17 protein-coding genes are annotated in these 22,136 nt (G+C 61.3%); 6 read left to right on the top strand and 11 right to left on the bottom strand.

Going from position 1 to position 22,136, the window contains the following annotated elements; translation table 11 throughout:
• Positions 1-36: 36 nt before the first annotated feature.
• The 3 genes from aceF (at position 37) to K7I12_RS08480 (ending at position 6,261) form a co-directional block, all read left to right on the top strand.
• A complete protein-coding gene (aceF, locus tag K7I12_RS08470; RefSeq protein WP_231663879.1) occupies positions 37-2,109 on the top strand; it encodes a dihydrolipoyllysine-residue acetyltransferase in 2,073 nt (690 codons plus the stop codon).
• Between the two features lie 219 nt (positions 2,110-2,328).
• Positions 2,329-5,340, top strand: a complete 3,012-nt coding sequence (gene glnE / locus K7I12_RS08475; protein ID WP_231663881.1) for a bifunctional [glutamate--ammonia ligase]-adenylyl-L-tyrosine phosphorylase/[glutamate--ammonia-ligase] adenylyltransferase — start codon at positions 2,329-2,331, stop codon at positions 5,338-5,340.
• 165 nt (positions 5,341-5,505) lie between these two features.
• A complete protein-coding gene (locus K7I12_RS08480) occupies positions 5,506-6,261 on the top strand; it encodes a hypothetical protein (RefSeq protein WP_231663882.1) in 756 nt (251 codons plus the stop codon).
• Between the two features lie 11 nt (positions 6,262-6,272).
• Here K7I12_RS08480 and K7I12_RS08485 read toward each other — a convergent pair whose 3' ends face one another.
• The 4 genes from K7I12_RS08485 to K7I12_RS08500 all read right to left on the bottom strand — a co-directional run bounded on the left by K7I12_RS08485 (position 6,273) and on the right by K7I12_RS08500 (position 10,058).
• Positions 6,273-6,950, bottom strand: a complete 678-nt coding sequence (locus K7I12_RS08485) for an HAD family hydrolase (RefSeq protein ID WP_231663883.1) — start codon at positions 6,948-6,950, stop codon at positions 6,273-6,275.
• Positions 6,951-7,005: 55 nt separating this feature from the next.
• Positions 7,006-8,505: a tripartite tricarboxylate transporter permease gene (locus K7I12_RS08490; protein WP_231663884.1), complete on the bottom strand. Its 1,500-nt coding sequence runs from the start codon at positions 8,503-8,505 to the stop codon at positions 7,006-7,008.
• An 18-nt stretch (positions 8,506-8,523) separates the two neighbouring features.
• A complete protein-coding gene (locus tag K7I12_RS08495) occupies positions 8,524-8,994 on the bottom strand; it encodes a tripartite tricarboxylate transporter TctB family protein (RefSeq protein WP_031383248.1) in 471 nt (156 codons plus the stop codon).
• Between the two features lie 62 nt (positions 8,995-9,056).
• The gene (locus K7I12_RS08500; RefSeq protein ID WP_031383249.1) at positions 9,057-10,058 is read right to left on the bottom strand and encodes a tripartite tricarboxylate transporter substrate binding protein; all 1,002 of its coding nucleotides are present in this window, start codon (positions 10,056-10,058) and stop codon (positions 9,057-9,059) included.
• A gap of 387 nt (positions 10,059-10,445) precedes the next feature.
• On the opposite strand from K7I12_RS08500, the gene K7I12_RS08505 reads away from it, so the two are divergent.
• From K7I12_RS08505 to aroQ, 3 genes are all read left to right on the top strand, one after another.
• On the top strand, positions 10,446-12,290 hold the full coding sequence (locus tag K7I12_RS08505) for a bifunctional sugar phosphate isomerase/epimerase/4-hydroxyphenylpyruvate dioxygenase family protein (RefSeq protein ID WP_031383250.1): 1,845 nt from the start codon (positions 10,446-10,448) through the stop codon (positions 12,288-12,290).
• A gap of 61 nt (positions 12,291-12,351) precedes the next feature.
• Positions 12,352-13,218, top strand: a complete 867-nt coding sequence (locus K7I12_RS08510) for a shikimate dehydrogenase family protein (protein ID WP_031383251.1) — start codon at positions 12,352-12,354, stop codon at positions 13,216-13,218.
• Entirely contained in the window at positions 13,215-13,646 is a 432-nt protein-coding gene (gene aroQ / locus K7I12_RS08515; RefSeq protein ID WP_031383252.1) for a type II 3-dehydroquinate dehydratase, read from the top strand. Before K7I12_RS08510 ends, aroQ begins: the two co-directional genes overlap by 4 nt.
• Positions 13,647-13,828: 182 nt before the next feature.
• Here aroQ and nadC read toward each other — a convergent pair whose 3' ends face one another.
• The 7 genes from nadC to K7I12_RS08550 form a co-directional block, all read right to left on the bottom strand.
• On the bottom strand, positions 13,829-14,677 hold the full coding sequence (gene nadC / locus K7I12_RS08520) for a carboxylating nicotinate-nucleotide diphosphorylase (RefSeq protein WP_031383253.1): 849 nt from the start codon (positions 14,675-14,677) through the stop codon (positions 13,829-13,831).
• A gap of 175 nt (positions 14,678-14,852) precedes the next feature.
• Positions 14,853-16,766 (bottom strand): TRAP transporter permease, encoded by a 1,914-nt coding sequence (locus tag K7I12_RS08525; protein ID WP_035575184.1) that lies wholly within the window; start codon positions 16,764-16,766, stop codon positions 14,853-14,855.
• 41 nt (positions 16,767-16,807) lie between these two features.
• Positions 16,808-17,803 (bottom strand): TAXI family TRAP transporter solute-binding subunit, encoded by a 996-nt coding sequence (locus K7I12_RS08530; RefSeq protein ID WP_031383255.1) that lies wholly within the window; start codon positions 17,801-17,803, stop codon positions 16,808-16,810.
• Positions 17,804-17,857: 54 nt separating this feature from the next.
• A complete protein-coding gene (locus K7I12_RS08535) occupies positions 17,858-18,850 on the bottom strand; it encodes an ABC transporter substrate-binding protein (RefSeq protein ID WP_031383256.1) in 993 nt (330 codons plus the stop codon).
• Positions 18,851-18,916: 66 nt separating this feature from the next.
• Positions 18,917-20,224 carry a Rieske 2Fe-2S domain-containing protein gene (locus K7I12_RS08540; RefSeq protein ID WP_051907393.1) on the bottom strand — a complete coding sequence of 436 codons (1,308 nt, stop codon included), beginning with the start codon at positions 20,222-20,224 and terminating at the stop codon, positions 18,917-18,919.
• 612 nt (positions 20,225-20,836) lie between these two features.
• Complete coding sequence (locus K7I12_RS08545) at positions 20,837-21,583, bottom strand: class II aldolase/adducin family protein (protein ID WP_051907394.1); 747 nt, start codon at positions 21,581-21,583, stop codon at positions 20,837-20,839.
• 43 nt (positions 21,584-21,626) lie between these two features.
• A complete protein-coding gene (locus K7I12_RS08550) occupies positions 21,627-22,112 on the bottom strand; it encodes a MarR family winged helix-turn-helix transcriptional regulator (RefSeq protein WP_031383259.1) in 486 nt (161 codons plus the stop codon).
• Positions 22,113-22,136 lie beyond the last annotated feature (24 nt).

Raw genomic sequence — 22,136 nt, forward strand, 5'->3', positions numbered from 1 at the left:
CGCCTGCGGCGAGCATGATTAGAAAGGAGCGCGACCTTGAGTAGCGAAATCATCAAAGTCCCCGACATCGGTGGCAGCACCGATGTCGAAATCATCGAGATCGCGGTGTCCGAAGGCGACCAGATCGCCGCCGAAGACACCATGATCACCCTCGAGTCCGACAAGGCCAGCATGGATGTCCCGGCGCCCAAGGGCGGCAAGGTGGTCAAGGTGCTGGTCAAGGAAGGCGATAGCGTTTCCGAAGGCGACGACATTCTCGAGCTCGAGGCCGAGGGTGGCGGCGATAGCGAAGCGACATCGAAAGACGATGAAGCGGCATCGGAAGACCAGCAGGGCGCCGACGACAAGCAGGAGAAGTCGGCCAAGCAGGATGAGACCAAGCAGGACAAAAAGAGCGCCGACTCCGGGTCGTCCAAGAGCGATGCCCAGCCGGCCAGGAAGTCGGGCGGCAAGCGTAGCGTCGAGATCAAGGTGCCCGATATCGGCGGCAGCGAAGATGTGCCGATCATCGAGCTGGCGGTCGCCGAGGGCGACGAGGTCAGCGAGGAAGATCCGCTGATCACGCTGGAATCCGACAAGGCCTCGATGGACGTGCCCAGCCCGTACAGCGGCAAGCTGGTCTCGCTGGCGGTCAAGGAGGGCGACACCGTCTCCGAGGGCGATCTGATCGGCACCATGGAGATCACGGACGCGCGTAGCGCAGAGGAAGGCGGCGAGGCGGAAGGTGAAAGCACCGAATCCGACGAGGCCGAAGCGTCTGAAGGCACGGAGGACGAAGGCGAATCCCAGCGCAAGGAGATTCGCGTTCCCGATATCGGCGGCAGCGAGAACGTACCGATCATCGAGCTGGCGGTCGCCGAGGGCGACGAGATCAACGAGGAAGATCCGCTGATCACGCTGGAATCCGACAAGGCCTCGATGGACGTGCCGAGCCCCTTCAAGGGCAAGCTGGTCGAGCTCGCCGTGAAGGAGGGCGACAGCGTCTCCGAAGGCGACTTGATCGGCTATGTCGAGGTGGTCGGCGCCAAGCCGTCCAAGCCCAAGCAGAGCGAGTCGCCCAAGCGGGAAGCAGCTTCGGGCAAGCAGAGCGACAAGAGTGCCGACAAGCGCGAGGCCAAACCCCAGCCCAAGGCCGACTCCGGCGCCAAGGCGCAGGCGGCTCCGGCCGAGCAGCCGCGTGACGGCAAGCTGGTGCACGCCGGCCCGGCGGTGCGCATGCTGGCCCGCGAGCTGGGCGTCGATCTGGCGCGGGTCAAGCCCAGCGGTCCCAAGGAGCGGGTGCTCAAGGAAGACGTTCACGGCTACGTCAAGCAGGCGATGAAGACCCAGCAGGAGAGCGGCGCCCAGGCGGCGGCACCGGCCGCTGGCGGCTCGGGCATCCCGCCGATCCCCGATGTCGACTTCAGCCAGTTCGGCGAGGTCGAAGAGAAGCCGATGGGTCGGCTGATGAAGATGGGCGCGACCAACCTGCACCGCAGTTGGGTCAACCTGCCTCACGTCACCCAGTTCGACGAGGCCGACATCACCGAGCTGGAAGCCTTTCGCAAGTCGATGAAAGCCGAGGCCGAGGCTCAGGGCGCCAAGCTCACGCCGCTGCCGTTCCTGGTTAAGGCCTGCGCCTATGCGCTGCGTCAGTATCCGCAGTTCAACGTCAGCCTGAAGAGCGACGGCGAAACCCTGGTGTGGAAGAAGTACGTGCACATCGGTATCGCCGTGGACACGCCGGACGGCCTGATGGTGCCGGTGATCCGCAACGCCGATCAGAAGTCGCTGATCGAGCTGGCCAAGGAGTCCGTCGAGCTGGCCAAGAAAGCGCAGAGCAAGAAGCTCAAGCGCGAGGAGATGCAGGGCGGTTGCTTCACCATTTCCAGTCTCGGTTCGATCGGCGGTACCGCCTTCACGCCAATCGTCAATGCGCCGGAAGTGGCGATCCTGGGGATCTCCAAGTCGCAGATGAAGCCGGTGTGGGACGGGGCCGAGTTCACGCCGCGGCTGATGATGCCGCTGTGTCTCTCCTACGACCACCGGGCGGTCAATGGCGCCGATGCGGCACGCTTCACGGCGTTCCTGGCGCAGGCGTTGAGCGATATCCGGCGCCTGCTGATGTGATGCGCTGATGCCGAGCGGGATTCCCGCTGGGCATGCGGCAGACGTAAACGGCGCTCCATGCGGGGCGCCGTTTTTTTATGCGTGCTTGGCGGCGTGCCGACCATTGGACCCGGGGCGGCGGTTCAGTGTTGGCGGGCCGTTCGCTATGCTAGAGCGAGCAAGGACAAGGGCCTGCTCAAAGAGCTGCCGCTTGCTCATTCACCGTTTCAGGACGTATCCATGGCGCTATCCGAAGGCTTCCTGCCGCTGACCGACATTCCCGCTGCGCTGCATCCGAGACTGGGTCAGCTCGAGCAGCGACTGCGCGAGTCCCTCGACGAGGCGGATGGCCGCGCCGGGCGCAACGCGGAGGAGCCGCCGGGCGAGGTCTGGGCAGCGCTGAGTCAGGCGCGGCGTGGCGAGCTGGCCCGGGTGCTGGCGGTCTCCAATCTGGTTGCCGAGAGTCTGATCCGCTTCCCCGGCTGGCTGGCCTATCTGGATGCCGAGGGCGAACTGGATCGCGCCCCGGAGCGCGAGCAGTACGATCGGCTGCTGGCCGACGCCCTCGAGCGGGCCGCCGACGAGAGCCAGCTGCATGCCGCGCTGCGCCGCTTTCGGCGCGCGCGCATGCTGGGCATCGTCTGGCGCGATCTGATCCGCCCCCAAGGCGTCGACATGTGGCAGACCGCGGCCAGCGTCTCGCAGCTCGCCGAAAGTTGTCTCGAGGGTGCGCTCGGCTGGCTGGAGGCGCACTTCGCGCCACGCTGGGGGCGGCCGGCGGCGACCGCCGACGGCGAAGCGCAGCGCCTGGTGGTGCTGGGCATGGGCAAGCTGGGCGCCGGCGAGCTCAACCTGTCGTCGGATATCGACCTGATCTTCGCCTACCCCGAGAAGGGCACCACCCAGGGCGGCAAGCGCGAGTACGACCATCAGGAATACTTCACCCGCCTGGGCCAGAAGCTGATCGGTGCGCTCGACGCCGTCACCGCCGACGGCTTCGCGTTTCGCGTCGACATGCGCCTGCGTCCGCTGGGCGACGGTGGGCCGCTGGTGGGCAGCTTCAACATGCTGGCCAGCTACTATCAGGACCAGGGTCGCGAATGGGAGCGTTACGCAATGCTCAAGGCACGCCCGGTGGCTGGCGACATCGAGGCCGGCCGCGCACTGCTCGCCGAGCTGCGCCCGTTCGTCTACCGCAAGTACCTGGATTTCGGCGCGATCGAATCGCTGCGCGAGATGAAGTCGCTGATCAATCGCGAGGTGCGGCGCAAGGGCATGGCCGGCAACATCAAGCTGGGTCCCGGCGGCATCCGCGAGGCCGAATTCGTGATCCAGGCCTTCCAGCTGATCCGCGGCGGGCGCGATACCGAGTTGCAGGTCGCCTCGCTCAAGGCGGCCCTGGAACGCCTGGCGCCCCTCGAGCTGCTGCCCCAGGCGGTGGTCGACGAGCTCACCCCGGATTACGCTTTCCTGCGCGATCTCGAGCACGTCCTGCAAGCGCTCGACGACCGCCAGACCCAGACGTTGCCCGACGCTGCCGACGAACGCGAACGGGTGGCGCTGGGCATGAGTCGCGGCGAGGTCTGGTTCGACGACTGGCCGGCGCTGATCGCCCGGCTCGACGAGGTCCGCGAACGGATTCGCGGGCATTTCGATGCGGTGATCGCCGATCCCGAAGACGACAGCGAGACGTCGGCGGCGGACGCGCAGGCCGACGAGGCGACGGTGCCGCTCGACGAATGGCGTGCGCTGTGGTGCGGCGAATTGGCCGAGAGCGAGGCGCAGGCGCTGCTCGACAGGGCAAGCTTCGAGGCGCCCGTGTCGCTGCGCCGGATTAACGGGCTGCGCGAGTCGCGCGCCGTGCAGGGCATGCAGCGGATCGGCTTCGAGCGCCTCGATGCGCTGATGCCGCTGCTGCTGGATGCCGCCGCCGACAGCGCGGCGCCGAGTACTGCGCTGGAGCGCGCCCTGCCGCTGGTCGAGGCGGTGCTGCGGCGCACCGCCTACCTGGCGCTGCTGCGCGAGAATCCCGAAGCGCTGGGCCATCTGATGCGGCTGTGCGCCGCCAGCCCATGGATCGCCGAGCAACTGGCCCGTCATCCGGTGCTGCTCGACGAATTGCTGACCCCGGCGACCCTCTATTCGCCGGCCGACAAGACACGCCTGGCCGATGAGCTGCGCCAGGCGCTGGCGCGGATTCCCGAGGACGACGAGGAGGCCCAGCTCGAGGCGCTGCGGGTCTTCAAGCACGCCCAGGTGCTGCATGTGGCGGCCTCGGACATTGCCGGAGCGCGCACCTTGATGAAGGTCAGCGACTACCTGACCTTCATCGCCGAGGTGGTGCTCGACCGGGTGCTGGCGATGGCCTGGCGCAACCTGACCAACAAGCATGGCCGTCCGCAGCGGCGCGACGGCTCGCGGGTCGATCGCCACAGGCCCGAATTCCTGATCGTCGGCTATGGCAAGCTGGGCGGTATCGAGCTTGGTTACGGCTCCGATCTCGACCTGGTGTTCGTTCACGATGGCGCGCTGAAGGGCAGCACCGATGGCAAGCGAGCGATCGACAACCCGGTATTCTTCACTCGTCTGGGCCAGCGCATCATTCATCTATTGACCGCGGTGACCCCGGCCGGGGCGCTCTACGAGGTCGACATGCGCCTGCGGCCCTCGGGCAACTCGGGGCTGCTGGTCAGCAGTCTCGAGGCCTTCGCCGATTATCAGCGCAACCAGGCCTGGACCTGGGAACACCAGGCGCTGGTGCGCGCCCGGGTCGTCGCGGGCGATGCAGCGCTCGAGGAGCGCTTCGCGGCGATCCGCGGCGAGGTGCTGGGCCGCGCGCGCGAGTCTCAGGCGCTGCGTGACGAGGTAGTGGCGATGCGCCACAAGATGCGCGATCACCTGGGCAGCCGGGCCAGCGAACGCGAGGCGGGGCGCTTCGACATCAAGCAGGATGCCGGCGGCATGATTGACATCGAGTTCCTCTGTCAGTACGCGGTACTGGCGATGAGCCACGACGAGCCGGCGCTGCTTGCGTTCAGCGACAACATGCGGCTGCTGGAAACCCTCGAGACGACCGGCCGCCTGCCCGCCGACGACGCCAGGGCGTTGCGCGAGGCGTATCTGGCCTACCGCAACACCAGCCATCGCCAGGCGTTGACCAAGCAGGGCGGGCGCGTAGCGGCGGAGGATTTCGTCGACCATCGTCGGGCGGTGAGCGATCTCTGGCAACGCTGGCTGGCGCCGGGCGATTAATCGAGAGGCCATCTGATACAGCGTGCTGTCGCCATGCAGGTTTATGCTCAGCCTTGACTAGGCTTGCTACAGGATAATGCAGGGCGGATAGCGTTCGACTAGTCTCTCGCTCCATGGCGAGGCGGAGTCCACGCCAGTTGTCGGGAGGCAATGACAAGGACCGTTATGTTCGACTGGATCTCGCAGCATCAGAAACTGCTCAGTCTCATCATCAATTTAGGTACGCTGCTGATCTGGCTGGTCTACGCGCAGCTGCTGTATCTGGGCTTTCGCCGCCAGCGCCGGCCACGGCTGATCATCAACCGCGGCAAGAAGAAGGATATCAACGCGCTGTGCATCATCAGCAACATGAGCGCCGAATCGGTGTTCATCGAGTACATCATCGCCACGCTGGACACCTCGCGGGGGCAGATCGTCATGGATGTCACCGATTTCGAGCAACAGTACAGCGACGACGATGATCTGGGCAGTAACGAGGAGGAGAATCGCAAGTCGCGGCGCGTTCTCAATGACTCGAGCGTCAGGGAGAATACCCGTCAGGGACCGCTGGGGTCGGGCGATTTCCTGCATATCGGTACCTTCAACGACCTGATTGCCCGGATGGCCAGGGATGAAGGCATCGAGATGGAGCACCACCGGCCCAAGGGCGACCTGACGCTGGACAGGCTGACCATTCGGCTGGTGGGCATCTACGGTCCCGAGGACATGCCGGTGGGCGCCGAACGCTCGTTCGATCTGCAAGACAATGGCGATTTTTGCGCCCTGACGCCGGCCAGCTGGGATACCAAGCGCATGGCGTCGATGCGCCAGCGTCGTGAACTGCGCAGGCAGATCCAGCGCTTCAATTCGACCAACTTCAGCGCGTCCTCATCGTTTCAGGTACAGCAGCAGGGTGACGAGAGACCCCGCGATACGCAGTGAGACCACACGGATCAATCCGCTGTCGGCAACCGGGCGAGACCGTCCTCTAGATCGGTGAGGTCCGGCAGGATGACGCTATTGGTCGGGAACGGTGAATGACTGGCGTCGCCGGCAAGGATGCCGAGAAAATGTGTGCCATTGGAGCGTGCGGCCCGGTAGTCGTTGTAGGAATCGCCGATCATCACGGTACACGCTGCATCGAAGCCGTGTTGATCGATCAGGTTGCGCAGCCCGTTGACCTTGTCCGGCGGCGCGCCGAGTACCGCGTCGAACAACCCGCTCAGGCCGCGCCGTTCGATCACCCGACGCAGCTCGGGCTGCGGTGTGGCCGAGAGCAGGAACAACGGCCGACGGCCCCGCCAACGTTGCAGGAATTCGTGGGCCCCGGGCAGCATGGGCGCATCGGCGACCCGCGCCTCGATATGCTCGGCGAAGGCGCAAGACAGCTCGCGGATGCGTGTCTCGGTGGCCGGTCGGCCGAGGATGTGCGCCTCGATGTGGTGGAACTTGACGTCGCGTGGCTGACCGCCGCCGCGCGCCAGATAGGCATGAATGGCCTGGCGCAGCGGTTCGGGCTCGTCGCGATAGAAGTCGGCGAAGGCGCTGCGCTTGAGTGTCGCCGAGTCGAGAATGACCCCGTCGCAATCGAAGACCAGCGCGTCGAAGTGGGGCTCGATGGCATCGGACATGAACAACTCGTGAGCGAATCCATGAAAAAGCCCGGGCAGACCCGGGCCTTGGCCATTATGCTTGATTGCGGCGCTTTAACAACTGCTTCAGCGGTGTGTTGCTCAGCAGCAGCAGTACCACAGCGATGGTTAGCACCAGCGACAGCGGATTGGTGACCAGCGACAACAGGAAGGCTCCAGAGTCGTCGCCCACCGATGACATCGCCTGGCGATAGGTCTGGTCCATCAGCGGACCGAGGATCACGCCGAGAATGACCGGGCCCATCTGGAAGCGGTATATCTTCATAAAGTAGCCGAGCAGGCCGAAACCGAGCATCCAATAGACTTCGGTCATACTGCTGTTGAGCGAGTAGCTGCCCACCACAGACAACACCAAAATCAGCGGAATCAGGATCGCCTTGGGCAGTTCGACTACCTTGGCGAAGATTTTGATACCGGTGAGGCCGAATATCAGCAGGAAGATGTTGGCCAGCGCAAGGTTACCGACCGTAAACCAGAAGATATACGGCGTCTGGATCATCAACATCGGGCCAGGGTTGAGGCCGTGGATGATCAGCGCGCCGATGATGATCGCAGTGACCGCGTCGCCGGGCATGCCCAGCGTCAGCATCGGCACGTAGGCCCCGCCGACCGCGGCGTTGTTGGCGGTTTCGGGGGCCACCAGGCCTTCGTAGGCACCCTGGCCGAATGGCTTGCTGGGGTTCTTGACCGAGCGCTTGGCATGGTCGTAGGCGAACAGCGAGGCAATGTCGCCACCGGTGCCGGGCAGCGCGCCGACGATCACCCCTATCAACGAGGTACGGATCGACAGCGGTAGGTACTTGCGCACCAGTTTGAACGAGGGAATGATCTTGTCGACCTTCTGGCGCACCGGTTGGGCGTTGAGCTGATGGAGCTGAAAGAATGCCTCAGCGGCACCGAACATGCCGATCATCACTACGACATAATTAATGCCGCCCATCAGTTGCATGCTGCCCATGGTGAAGCGCGGCTCTGCGGTGACCTGGTCGAGGCCTACCAGACCGATGACCGCGCCCATGGCAGCGGCGAAGATGCCGCGGGACAGCGACTCGGCGGCCAGACTTCCGACCAGCAGCAGACCCAGGGCGGCGATCAGAAAGTAGTCACGCGGAGCGAATTCCAGCGCCATATCGGCGAGAAAGGGGGCAACACTGGCCAGCACCAGGGTGCCGAGCAGGCCGCCGATCACCGACATCACCGTGCTCAGGCCGATGGCGCGGCCAGCCTCGCCCTGCTGGGCCAACGGGTAGCCGTCGAACGAGGTCGCCACCGACGAGGGGGCGCCGGGAATGTTGAGCATGATCGCGGTGCGCGAGCCGCCGTAGACGCCGCCGGTGTAGATGCCCACTATCAACGCCAAGGCATCGTTGATGTCCCAGGAGAAAGTGAAGGAGATCAGGATCGACGTGGCCATGGTCACCGAAAGGCCGGGAATCGCGCCGATATAAATGCCCGCTAGCGTGCCTATGGCTGTCAGCATCAACAGTGACGGGTCGAGCCATGCCATCAGGAAATAGGAAATCGAGTCAGCCATGCTGGGAACCTCGGTCGGTCAGGGCAGGTAGACCTGAAATAGCAGCTTGAACAGGGCGTAGATGACGCCGGTCGCCACCGCGGTGATGATCAGGGACGCCAGGAAACGACCACGGCGCAGAAAGACCTGCGAGACGAACAGGAAGAGCACCGTCGCCGGGAGGAATCCGACCAGTTCAAGCAGGAACAGGTAGCAGAGAGCCAGTACGGAGAAGATTACGATCGGCAGTGGGAAATGCTGTTGGACGAATTGGCGGGCCTCGTCGAGGGCGCCTGTTGTATCCGGTTTGGGATGATGGCGCTGACCCCAGAGAATGGCCAGCATCGAGCCGATCATGATCGCCCCCAGCAGGAGGGGAAAGGCCCCGGCAGAGTTGGGTAGATCGAAACCGGCGATCTGGTAGGCCTCGTAGAACACGCCCACGCTGAGCAGGAGCAGCAGCGCGTTGAAGGCGCGTTCCCCTGTCTTGAGTTGCTGTTCGTTGGACATGGGTGTCTCCATGTGAGCGACGGCGGGATTGTTATCCCACCGTCGCCTTGCAGGTCAGAGGATTATGGCTTGGGGATGCCGACATCTTCCGGTGAGATCTTGGCTGCATCTGCCTTCTGTAGGGCCCAGGCGGTTACCGACTGCCAACGGTTCAGGAACTCTTCGGCTTTTTCACCTTGCAGGTTAAGTGACTTTGCGCCGTTCTCTGAGAGGAATTTCTGAAAATTCTCATTGGCCACGCCCTTCTGATAGGCCTCGCTGAGAGTAGCGACGATGTCTTCCGGTGTGTCCTTGTTCACGGCTACGGCCCAGAACGGCCCCCAGGGTAGATACGATTCGATTTCGGGCAGTGCCTGGGTGATCGGCGGCGTATTGGGCAGTTCTTCGATCTTTTCCTTGGTGAACACGGCCAGGCCCTTAAGACGCCCGGCGGCTATCTGATCCTGGGCTGCGGCCAAGCTCAGCGGCATGAAGTCGATATGACTACCGAGCAGCGCGGTGATTCCCGGGCCATCGCCGCCGAAGGTCACATTGCGCACGTCCAGACTGCTGACCGAGTTGACCATTGCTAGAATGGTGCTCGGTAGACCACCCGCGCCAGTGCCTCCCATGCGCAGCTTGCCTGGATTCTTATTGGCATAATCGAGCAACTCCTTGAAGTTGTCGAACTGGCTGTCGGCTGGTGCGGCGATAACCACCAGACCCTGACCGATCACGTTGATCGGCGTCATGGCACTATAGTCGAAGTCTGCCAGTCCCATGATGGGGTAAAGCTGCGGGTTTTCGGCGCCGTAAAGTACGGTGTAGCCGTTCGCGGGCTGTTGCATAACAGCGTTCATACCGATCACGCCGGTGCCACCCGGACGATTGTTGAGAATGATGTCGGTGCCCAGCGCGTCCTCGACGTATGGCGTCAGGCTGCGTGCGACCGTATCCGTAGCGCCGCCGGCACCCCACTGGATGATGCCTTGGATATTGCGCTCTGGGTACTCGGCGAAGGCAGGCGAAATGGCTGCCAGGGTTCCGGCCGAGAGCGCCAGGCCGGTAAGTAGTTGCTTGATCATGGGCTGTTATCCTCCAGACGGTGCGACGCGTTATTTTTTAGAGTGCCCGACATCGTCGCAATGGTATTTGTGTTCGATAGGCGAATCGTCGTCCTACCTGCGAACAAACTAGAGGCGGCACGTGATGCTGTCAATCGCCTAACGCCCGACTACGACCAATGTCGAAGCAAATATGGAACGTCGTGCCAGAACTGCTCTTCAGGCGCCTGAGGCCCCGATTCATGGGGGCTCACTGGGTAAACGCGCTTGACAGGATCGTGCTCCGGGAGTCCATAATGCGAACTAACGAACGCTATGCGAACAACGAGCCGTCCAGCACCCGCTATCTTATACTAGGGCGCCAACGTCGATGACGGTATCTTGCCCGACAAATCAGGAGAGTATCTCATGCGAGCCATAGCCACCGTATGCCTCAGCGGTGACCTGCGCAGCAAACTGGAAGCCGTCGCGCGCGCAGGCTACGACGGGGTGGAGATATTCGAAAATGACCTGTTGTCCTTCGATGGCTCGCCAAGCGACGTACGCGCGTTGTGCGAATCGCTCGGCCTGCGGATCGTCGCCTTCCAGCCGTTTCGCGATTTCGAGGCGATGCCCGAGCCGCAGCGTCGGCGCAATCTCGAGCGCGCCGAGCGCAAGTTCGATCTCATGGAGGAGTTGGGCACCGACTTCCTGCTGGTCTGCAGCAACGTCTCGCCGCAGTGCATCGACGACCTGCAGCGGGTGATCGACGACCTGCGCGAACTGGCCGAGCTGGCCGGCAAGCGTGGTCTGCGCGTCGGCTTCGAGGCGTTGGCCTGGGGACGTCATATCAGCGACTACCGGGTGGCCTGGGAGGCGGTGAGACGTGCCGACCATCCGGCGCTGGGGGTGGTTCTCGACAGCTTTCATATTCTCTCGCGTGGCTTCGAACTCGACACCCTGGCGAGCATTCCCGCCGACAAGATCGCCTTCGTGCAGATCGCCGACGCGCCGCTGCTGGACATGGACGTGCTGCAATGGAGCCGGCACTTTCGCTGCTTCCCCGGCCAGGGCCGGCTGCCGCTCGAGGCGTTCATGCAGGCGCTGGCCAGGACCGGCTACGACGGGCCGCTGTCGCTGGAGATCTTCAACGACGCCTTTCGCGCCGCGCCGAGCGACGCCACCGCCAGGGACGGGCTGCGCTCGCTGATCTGGCTCGAGCAATGCGCCGAAGGCGCGCCCTGGTCGCAGCCGGCCCCGGCGCAGCCCGACTACCGCGGGATTCACTTCATCGAGTTCACCCTCGATGAGGGCAGTGCCGCACCGCTCGGCGAATTCCTCTCGGCGCTGGGCTTCCAGCACATCGGCCGGCACCGCTCGAAGAACGTCGAACTGTGGCGCCAGGGCGACATCCATCTGGTGCTTAACTTCGAGACCGACAGCTTCGCGCATACCTTCCGCCTGCTGCATGGCACCTCGGTATGCGCGGTGGGCTTTAGGGTCAGCGATCTTGACACCGCCATGGCCCGGGCGCGCATCTATCAGGCGCCGCTGTTTCGCGGTCCGGTGGGCGAGGGCGAGATGCAGATTCCGGCGTTGCGCGGGATCGAGGGCAGCCTGATCTACCTGGTCAACGACGCCCAGGCCCGCGACGTGCAGTGGCGAACCGACTTCACGCTGTTCGACGACGCCTCCGATCAAGGCACCGGTCTGCTCAACGTCGATCACATGTCCTATGTGCTGCCGCCCACCCAGCAGCTCGGCTGGCTGTTGTTCTATCGCAGCGTGTTCGGTTTTGCCGCCGGCAGCGAGCACGAGATAGCCGATCCCCGCGGCATGATGATCAGCCAGACGGTAACCAGCCCGGAGGGCTCGATTCGCCTTCCGCTCAACGTCTCGTCGGCCTCGGACACCCAATCGGGGCGCTTTCTGTCGGCGCATCAGGGCGGCGTGCAGCAGATCGCCTTCGCCACCGGCGAGATCTTCGCCACCGTCGATGCCATGCGCGCGCGCGGCCTGCCGATGCTGCGCATTCCGGCCAACTACTACGACGACCTGGCGGCGCGGTTCGAGCTCGACGATAGCCTGCTCGAGGCGATGCGGACCCGCAATATCCTTTACGACCGCAACGACGACGGCGAATTCTTCCACGCCTATACCGAGACCTTCATGGACCGGTTCTTCTTCGAGGTGGTCGAACGACGGGGCGACTATTCGCAGTTCGGTGCGGTGAATGCCCCGATTCGCCTGGCCGCGCAGGCCGCCCAGCGCTGAACGCAATCACCGCTATGCAACCGGGGGCTCGCCAGGGCGGTTCCCGCAATGGAGACAGTGCATGAAACTCGGTCTGATCGGCAGGGCGATCATGAATTCCAGCTCGCCGGACTTGCATGTTCGGCTGGGCAAGCTGACGGGCATTCCCGCCAGCTACGATCTCTTCGATGCCAACGAGCAGCCCATCGAGTCGCTCGACAGCCAGGTCCGCGAAGTGATGGCGCAGGGCTATCGCGGCGTCAACGTCACCTATCCGTACAAGGAAGCCGCACTCGAGGTCGCGACGACGATGGGCGAGGGCGCGCGGCTGGTCGGCGCGGCCAACACGCTGATCTTCGAGAATGGCGCAGTTCAGGCCGAGAACACCGACTTCACCGGCTTCATCAACGGCTATCGGGCGACCCTCGGCGAGCGCCGGCCGGGGCGCGTGCTGCTGGTTGGCACCGGCGGCGTGGGCAAGGCGGTGGCCTTCGGCCTGGGCAAGCTGGGCGCCACGGAGATCGTCCTGCTCGACCTGGACCCCGACAAATCGCGCCGGCTCGCCGAGGAGTTGAAGCGCGCCGGTTTCCCGGCATCGACGATTATCGCCGAAGAACTGGAAACGACCGCGGCGCGTTGCGACGGGCTGGTCAACTGCACGCCGATCGGTCACGAGAAGAGTCCCGGCTGCCCGTTGCCCAGCTCGGCGATTCAGGGTCATCAATGGATATTCGACGCCGTCTACGTCCCGGCGGTGACCGAGTTCATCGCCGCGGCGAAGACGATGGGCGCGCAGGTGGTCAGCGGGGTGAGCCTGTTCGTGTTCCAGGGTGTCGATGCCTTCAAGTTCTTCTGCGAAGATGCCGACAAGCGGGCGCTGGTCGAGAAGCAGGCCGCGGCGCTGTTTGCCCACTACAAGCGTGAACTGATGAAGGAGAACGAGGCATGAGCGCGTCCAAGGTGCTAATCCTGCACGGCCCCAACCTCAACCTGCTGGGCACCCGCCAGCCGGAGATCTATGGCCACGAGACGCTCGACGACATCAATAACCGGCTCTATGAGAAGGCCGCGATCAACGGCTGGGATATCGCCTGCCGGCAGAGCAACCACGAGGGCGAGCTGATCGATGCCATCCAGACCGCGCGGACCGACGGCACCGATCTGATCGTCATCAACCCCGCGGCCTACACGCACACTTCGGTGGCGATCCTCGACGCCCTCAACGCTTACGAGGGCCAGGTCATCGAGGTGCATCTTTCCAACATCCACAAGCGTGAGGCGTTTCGTCATCACTCCTACGTCTCGCGGCGCGCCGACGGTGTGATCGCCGGGCTGGGCAGCCGGGGCTATCTGCTGGCGCTCGACACCCTTTCCTGATATTTCCAGCGCCTATGGCGCAATTTCCCCGCCATGGCGTTTTGCTCGGGCCCGGAGAAAGAGGGGATCTGCTGAGAATCCCCTGTCGAAAAAGCAATGCGTCTAGTGCGCCGAGCGCCAAAGAGGTGTTGATCGTAGCTGATGAGCCACTTGAGTAAACCATCCTATGAGGGAAGGAATTGCTAGAGAGACAGACGCATTGACAGGTCTGCTGCCTTGATATCCTTCGTGAGGGTTCCCAGAGAAATGTAATCGACTCCCGTCTGAGCGATATCGGCCAGCGTATTTTCAGTAATACCGCCCGACGCTTCCAGTACAGCGCTGCCATTGTTCAACTGGACGGCTGAATACATGTCATCAAGGGTGAAATTGTCCAGCATGATAATATCGGCTTTGGCTGCGAGAGCTTGTTTCAGCTCGGAAAGGTTTTCAACTTCGATCTCGATAGGAGCCTCCAGTCCCGTCTGCCTTGCCGCTGTTATGGCTTCGCTGATACCACCGCAGGACATGATATGGTTTTCCTTGATGAGGAAACCGTCATAGAGACCTGTCCGGTGGGAATGGCAGCCACCACAGGTTACAGCATACTTCTGCGCCAGGCGTAGACCGGGCAACGTCTTGCGAGTATCCAGGAGCTTGGCGTGTGTATTGCCGACCAGGGTTGAATAGGCATGACAACGCGTAGCGATCCCCATCAGCAGCTGCAGGAAGTTGAGAGCGCTACGCTCACCGCTCAAGAGGGAGCGGGCTGAACCTGACAGGTGACACAACGGGGTATTGGCTTCGACCATGTCTCCGTCCGAAGCTACCCACTCGATCTTCACGCCTTGGTCAATTTCTCGGAAAACCTCATCGACCCATCGGCTACCACACATTATGGCACGTTCCCTTGTCGTGACAGTGGCTTCGGCGTGAATGTTCTCGGGAATCAGGTGGCTAGTGATATCGCCACTGCCGATGTCCTCCAGAAGTGCTGCGGCGACGTTGTCGTGGATGGCTCGTGCAAGGGCCTCTTTGTCAATCTCGTACATCAGGATGGTCCTTTTAGTGCTAAAAGTCGTTTTGTGAGCAGTTTCTTAAGAAGAGATTCGGAATTTTCATGCAGGATCGCCGAACGGGCGAAGCAGAGAGCTCGGCTCATAGTCAGAAAAAGGCACCCTGTGAAGGGTGCCGTAGGATAAGCCGAGGTCGTTTTGGGTTCTTAAATCATGCGGGTATTTTATGATCGCTGTGTCGAAGGTGTGGCGTAGTCACGAAACAAATGCCAAAGATCACTATGGCAACGATAATCGTCCACCAACTTGGGACGATGAACATCAGGCCCGCTACGCCAAAGCCGACCCTTGGGAAGGTTTTCAGGGGCTTTCGCCAATAGCCTTCGATCCCAATGCTCAGTAGCAGTACTCCGACTACCGCCGTCAGGCAGGACATGGCGATATTGAGCCAACTTCCGACCAGCAGCAGCCCTTCACCATACACGAACGCGAAGGGCACGATGAACGCCGTGATGGCTAATTTGACTGCGCCTATTGCGATTTCGGTGGGCTTTGCGTCCGCTATCGCCGAAGCTGCAAAGGCGGCGACGGCTACCGGGGGCGTCATTGCCGACAAGACCGCAAAGTACAAGATGAACATGTTGGTCTGTAATACGCTGAACCCTAGAGACAGCAACGTTGGGCTGACCAGGACAGTGGCGAGAATGAAGGCCGACGGCGTGGGCATGCCCATGCCGAGAATAATCGCCAAGATGGCCGAAATGACCAGCGCCAGGAATGCACTGTTACCAGCCAGCAAGAAGACCAGGTCGGAGAATTTGCTGCCGAGCCCAGTCATGGAGATACCACCGATGACGAGCCCGGCAGCCGCACAGGCGGCCACGACGGATACCATGCGCAGCGTGGTAACCGCTAGCGCATCCCAGACCGCCCTGGGACCCATGCGGGTCGATTTTCGGAAGGCGGCAACAACCAGGACCATGAAAGTCGAAATGGCAGCCACATAGGTGGGCGAGTAACCCATGACCAGTGCGGTCGACAGAGCTACTAGCGGAACGATAAAAAGGCCGCCGTTTTTAAGAGTGCCCTTGAAAGACGGCGTTTCCCCTTTGGCGAGTCCGCCAAGGCCCAGCTTCATCGACCGAAGGTGTACTTGGCTGTAGACACACAGGTAGTAGAGGAGAGCGGGGATGATGCCAGCGATGGCGATATCCCGGTAATCAATGCCGGTGTACTCTGCCATGATAAAGGCTGCAGAGCCCATGACAGGGGGGAGCAAGCTGCCACCGGTCGAAGCAGCGACTTCGACACTACCCGAGAGCGCCTTGTTGTAACCCAGGCGTTGCATGATGGGAATGGTGACAGAGCCCGTCGTCACAACGTCAGAAGTGGGGCTGCCAGACATGGTGCCGTAGAGGCCGGAGGAGATTACTGCAATCTTGGCAGGACCTCCCGTTCTCCGTCCCGCAATGGCGGAAGATAAATTATAGAAAAATTCGGCGCCACCTGCTTTAGAAAGGAAGGTCCCGAACATGACGAACAGGAACGCATAAGTGGCCGCTACCCGCAGGGGAACGCCGAACAGGCCGTCAGAGGTGAACATCATGATGTCCATGAAGTGATTGTAACTCACTTCTCTGAAACCCAATGGACCAGGCAGCGAGTGGCCGAACAAGTTATAGACAAGGAACAGGAGAACGACACTGGTCAGGCCCATGCCGACCGTGCGACGCGTCGCTTCTATGGTGAGAAAGAGCAATACGCTGGACGCGATCAGGTCCGCTGTCTCCAGTGGGAAAAGCAGGGTTATCCTTTCAGCGATACGATCACTCTCGATGAAAAAATAAATGCCTACCGCTATGCTGGCCGTCACTAACAACCAGTCCAGCAGGCTGGGTCGGTCGGTACGGCCCTTGGGGCCAGCATTGATGACCAAGAATAATACCGCCAGCATGGCGGACAGGAAGATGACGGTCATCGTGTACAAATCAATATAGACGATGGTCGTCGTGTAAATGACCGCAATCGCTATCAAGGCAGCACATCCATGTACTGCCATGCCCAGTTTACCCTTTAGTGGCCGCCTCGTTCCCGTGCCGGCCAAGAGTTTGAAAAACGGAATCATCGAAATCATCCTCAGCAGCGAGAGTATGCCGGGTTAGTCAGTTAACGAAGCCCCGCTTCCTTCAGATAGCGAATAGCCCCTTCGTGGTAGGGCACGCCTTCGGAGGAAGCCATGACTTCGGGGGTCAACCCTTTCATCGCAGGATGGACGGTGGCGATCTTCTGGTAGTTTTCAAACAGGGCCTTGGTGATGTTGTACGCAGTCTGCTCGTCCATGTCGCTGCGTACTGCCAAGGCGGCACTGATCGTCACGGTAGGAATGGCTTTGGGCGCCCACTTGTAGGCACCGCCGGGGATGACAAAAGGCTTGGTGCCTGATTTTTCATCGACAGCCTTGACCGTTTCTTCTGAAAGCGGCAACAGAGTCAGGTCGATACTATTGCTGGCTTGTAGAATGGAGCTCTGACGCACGAACAGGCTATTCAGGAACATATCGATGCGGCGATCCTGGATGAGGTTGGATTGCTCACCTGAAGCCGCATAAATAATTTCCCCACCCCAACTTTTAATCTTGTCAGGACCTGCGCCGATTTCGTTCAGCATTTCCATGGCAACGCTGGAGGCAATATTGCCTCGCTTGTTAATGGCGATCGTGATCGGGGGCTTGACCTTGGCAATGTCAGAAAAGGTCTTGATGCCGTATTTCTCGGCAAAGTCCTTCCGCATGACGGCCTGCATGGGGGCCCAGTTGTACAGGTTGGCAAGTACCCTGATGTCCTTGATCGGCTCCCGGAACGGCGGTGAGCCATCCTGTGCCAGCTTCAATACGGCATCCTCGATGATTGCGAGACTGGCGTCGTCACGCTCCAGGACGGCGACATTGGCCAGGCCGCCGCCCGAAGTCTGATAGGTGATTGTCGAACCAGGGTACTCGGCCTTCAAGGCTGAGTCGATGCCAGCCCCCAGCAGTGACCACAATCCACCGGGAGAGGCGCCGGCCACGGTCATTTCGTAACTTTGGGCCGAGGCAGGGTTGATGAGCAGGCTGGGAGCTATAAAGGCGGCTGTGCAGAGCGCTTTCTTGATGAACTTCTTCATTATATTCACCGTGTTTGTCAGGTTTGAAGGTTGTTTTTATAAATAACCATGAATTTATATTTTAAAACTTTCCAGGGTGGAAGGATGGAATAGATCCTCGGGTTTGAGTCGGCGACTGGAGAGGCCTTCCGCATGGTGCTGGTTCAGGAAACGCTCGAGGGTATTTTTATTTTCGGCAAAACCATACGACCAGAAGTCGTCGCCCATCAAGTTCCGGGCAGCACGGAGCTGATCTTCAACGAAGGGTAGCGTCACTTTCGTGGCGGCAGTATCGCTGAGCTTGGCCACGGCTAATGCCTTGGACTGTTCGAAGGCCTTGTAGACCGAAAACGGCAGCCAAGGGTGACGTTCGACCAGTGTCTTGCGAATGCCCAATAAATGCATGATCGGAAAGATACCGGTACGCCGGTACCAGTCCGATGCGGCCTGTTGCGGGTCGGCATAGAGATAGCCCACATGAGGGTGTCCGCGGTCGAAACAGGATGGGGCACGTGGCCCCATCACTGCGTCCAGTTCACCCGAGGCGAGCATGCCGGAAAGCGTTTCCCCTGCAGGGATGTTTTCCACATGGACGCCTTCCGGCAGATTGAGGTTGATTTTCTCGACTCGACCCGGCTGCTCGTAACCGCCGCGCAGCCAAGTGACGTCGCTAGGCTTCAGACCATGGTCTTCTTCGAGAAACAGCCGCGCCCAGACGTTGGCAGTGAGCTGGTACTCCGGAACGCCGATGCGCTTGCCTCGAAGATCCGCGGGCGTCTCGATGCCTCGGTCGGTGCGGATATAGATCGAGGTGTGGCGAAAGGCGCGCGAGGGAAACACGGGGACACCCACGTAGGGGCAATTGTCTGCCGCGGTCTTCACCGAGAAACTGCTCAGCGAAAGCTCGGTGATGTCGAATTCGGCATGACGAAAAGCGCGGAAGAAAATCTCTTCCGGGTCGTGGAGCATGAACACCGGATCCACGCCGTCGATCTGTACTTCCCCGTCGATCAAGGGACGCATGCGATCATAGTTACCTACGGCAATGGAGAGTTCTAGTTTGTTCATCAGCAGTCCTGGGTCGGTCGTTGATTGTCGTTTGCCGTGTATCAGCCGGGATCAGGAACTGATCGGCTACTTGGCTTGGGCATCCGCCGCATAGAGTTCGGCTTCCTCGGGCGCGGTGCCCAGCTCGCGCCAATCGGTTTCCTTGGGGACGACGCCCTGGAAAGATTTCAGCTTGTACTGCGGAATGCGCGGCTCTTCGGTACCAATTGCCGGTCCACCTTGCTGCATGGTCTTGGCCGCCTGGACCATCTGGCGACGGAACTCGACGATGGCGAGGTCGCTGGCACCAAGGCGGTCGTGGGTGCGGTCGGCAATGGGGCCCATGGTTTCCCACATGGCGATGTCCTGGTTGGGGATGCCGCGGATACCGGTGAAACTGGTGCCGAGCTGCATGATCCGACGATCCTGCCAGTAATTGTTCTCGCGATTACGGAACTTGTGGAAACGCTCGTCCAGATCGATGCCGACCTGAGCCCCGAGGAACTTGCGCCAGGATTCGGTATCCGGAGTGGTGGCTTTGTCGCCCCAGGCGATGAAGTGAAATGCCGTGTGGGTATCATCAATCGGTACATGCAGAATCGCGATATCATAAAGATTGTTCGGGGGTATCTGCACGGTGTAGGGCGCAATGAATAGGGTCGTACGCACATAGTCGTGCGTCTTGGAATCCGTGATTGGACGGCGGATTGCTGCATAGCGAAACCCGAAACGGGTCTTTTGCAATTGCAGGCGTGGGGCCTTGTCCGTTGACGGGCGAAGCCAGAGTTTATCGTTGGCTTCGGCACCACCGATGCGTGCGGGGACCATATCGGTGGAATGCAGGGAGGACGAGTGTGCCGAGTCGATGGCACCTTCCAGAATCTGCGCCCAGTTGCAATCGATGATGATCTTGGCGATCGATACCTTGGTTTCCGGCGTCGGCTGGAACACCGGTGCGGTGAATTCCGGCTTCTCCTCGGCGGGCCCCATGTAGACCCAGATGAAACCGGCCTCCTCGTGGGTCGGGTACGCCTTGTGCTTGACCTTTTCGGTCATTTTCGATTCCGGCGGCTCGGACGACATTTCGAGGACATTGCCTTCGACGTCCATCTTCCAGCCATGGTACAGACAGCGCAGCCCGCACTCCTCATTGCGGCCCAGCGCCAGTGATGCGCGGCGGTGAGGACACATCTCGTCCATAACACCAACGCGACCATCAGTGTCGCGGAAGGCTACCAGGTCTTCGCCCAAAAGGCGTACCCGAACGGGATCGCCGTCCGGTTCGGCGACTTCTTCGGAGAGGCAGGCAGGCAGCCAGTGACGACGCATGATCTGCCCCATGGGGGCGTCACCTTCGACACGGCAGAGGAGTTCGTTTTCTTCGTGAGTCAACATTGCACGAGATCTCCAGATTGGGTTTGCGACGCTATCCAAGCCTTGTGCAGTGAAAATGCTTAGATATCTAACTTACATGCCTAAGTTAGTCCAAGAGTCCGCAACGTCAAATACGGCGAAAGTCGTATTTTGTGCCGTATTCGCAATATTTTGAGACCTTCGTCTAGAGGGGCTTCCCGGGATCTGGCGGTCATTCTTCCGCGATCCCTTCGCGCTTGACGCGAGCCCCACGCGGCGACTCGGTATCGTTCGGCCAAGGCGTATTTTCTGATCGTAGAAAGGCGGAATGGCGAATGGTTTGCAATGACTTATAAAGCATTATCGAGCGGTACTTTATTGTCCGCGATGCGTTCGCGCACCTCGCGCTGCAGAAAAAGAGAGCACGGCCCATGCGCCTTGTGCTTGGCACTTATCGAAACTGTCGGGAAGCGGTGGCGGGCAACTACAAAAAGGCTCGTCCGATGGCATGACCGTGCGCCCCGCTCCTCGGTCAAGGGAGCGGGGCGCACGGGGTCGACTGAATTGAACACGCTGATCGGGCAGGAGTGCCGGAGCGATGGCCCCGTCAGTCGCCGTTGCCAATCATAATGGCGCCGGCGAGCGGGCGGTCGGCTAGCGACGTGCCTGGGCGCGCTGCTTCCACAGCTGCCAGGGTCTCTCGACCTGACCCTCGATCATCTCCATCGCCGTCTTGGCTTCTCCCGGGGTCAGGTATTCGACAGGACCGAGGCGCAGGGCATCGGCCTGCAGGCGTGCATTCACCTCAACGTAAACCGCCCGATAGACGGCTTGCTTGAGTGTTGGGCCGGTGACCGTCGCACCGTGTCCACGCATCAGCACGACATTATTGTCGCCCAGTGAGTGGGCCAGTGACTCGCCAAGCGGGGCGTTTCGGATCAGCAGGTCCGTGGCGTCACCAGCGACGTCGCGGATCTCGAAGATCGGGGCGCCTTCGCCGATAAAACCGCTCATGTGACACATGGGTCTCAGCGGCGTCGACTTGACCGCACTGAACGGCACCACCGAGGGCGAATGGCTATGCACCACGGCCATGACATCCGGTCGGGCGCGATAGATCTCTCCATGGATGAAACGTTCGAGATAGACCTTGCGCCCGTCGGCATCGACGGGCGTGCCGTCGAGGTCGAATTCGATGATGTCCTCTGCATCGACCAGGCCTGGCGCCATGTTGCGAGCGAGCAGAAAGCGCTCGGGACGTTCGGGGTGGCGGGCGCTGACGTGGCCGAACGCATCGACAACGCCTTCGTCGAAGAGAATGTGGTTGGCATGGACCAGATCCTGCAGCAGGTCGTCGATGTCCGGCGTTCCGGCAGCGGCCTGCGGCGTATTGTTGTTCATCGCATATCCTTGGCTGGGTATGGGGTTTCGTCTAGTGGGTGCGTTATTCGTTGGCTTCCGCCAGGTTGCTGATAATGGCGAGCAGGGTGCGCCGGGTCGCCAGCAGGTCGTCGTCGTCGACGCCGCGCACCGCGCTATCGTTGACCGATTCGGCCAGCGGAATCAGGGTCTGCTTGAGATCGCGGCCTTTCTCTGTCAGATAGATGTGGATGTTCTTGCGGTTGCCGTTGAGCTGGCGCCGCTCGATCAGGCCATTGGCCTCCATGGCCTTCAGCGCCGTGTAGGTGGTCGGTTCCATGAGACCGGCCTGTTCGCTGAGCTCACGCTGAGTGAGCCCCTCGGTCACCCACAGGATGCGCAGAAACGACCAGTGGCCGAAGCTCACGGAGTGATCCGCCAGCTTCGTCTGCAGGGTTTTGGTAAGCACGCGCCCGGCATCGCGTACCAGGTGGGCCAGGCGGTCGTCGGGGACGTCCTCCTGCCAGTGCCGCAGTACCGTTCTTGTCTCTTGGTTGTTGCTTCGTGCCATCACGGTTTCCTTCTGACGAGCCAA

The organism is Halomonas sp. IOP_31 (genome assembly GCF_021151495.1).
Lineage (GTDB): Bacteria > Pseudomonadota > Gammaproteobacteria > Pseudomonadales > Halomonadaceae > Modicisalibacter > Modicisalibacter zincidurans.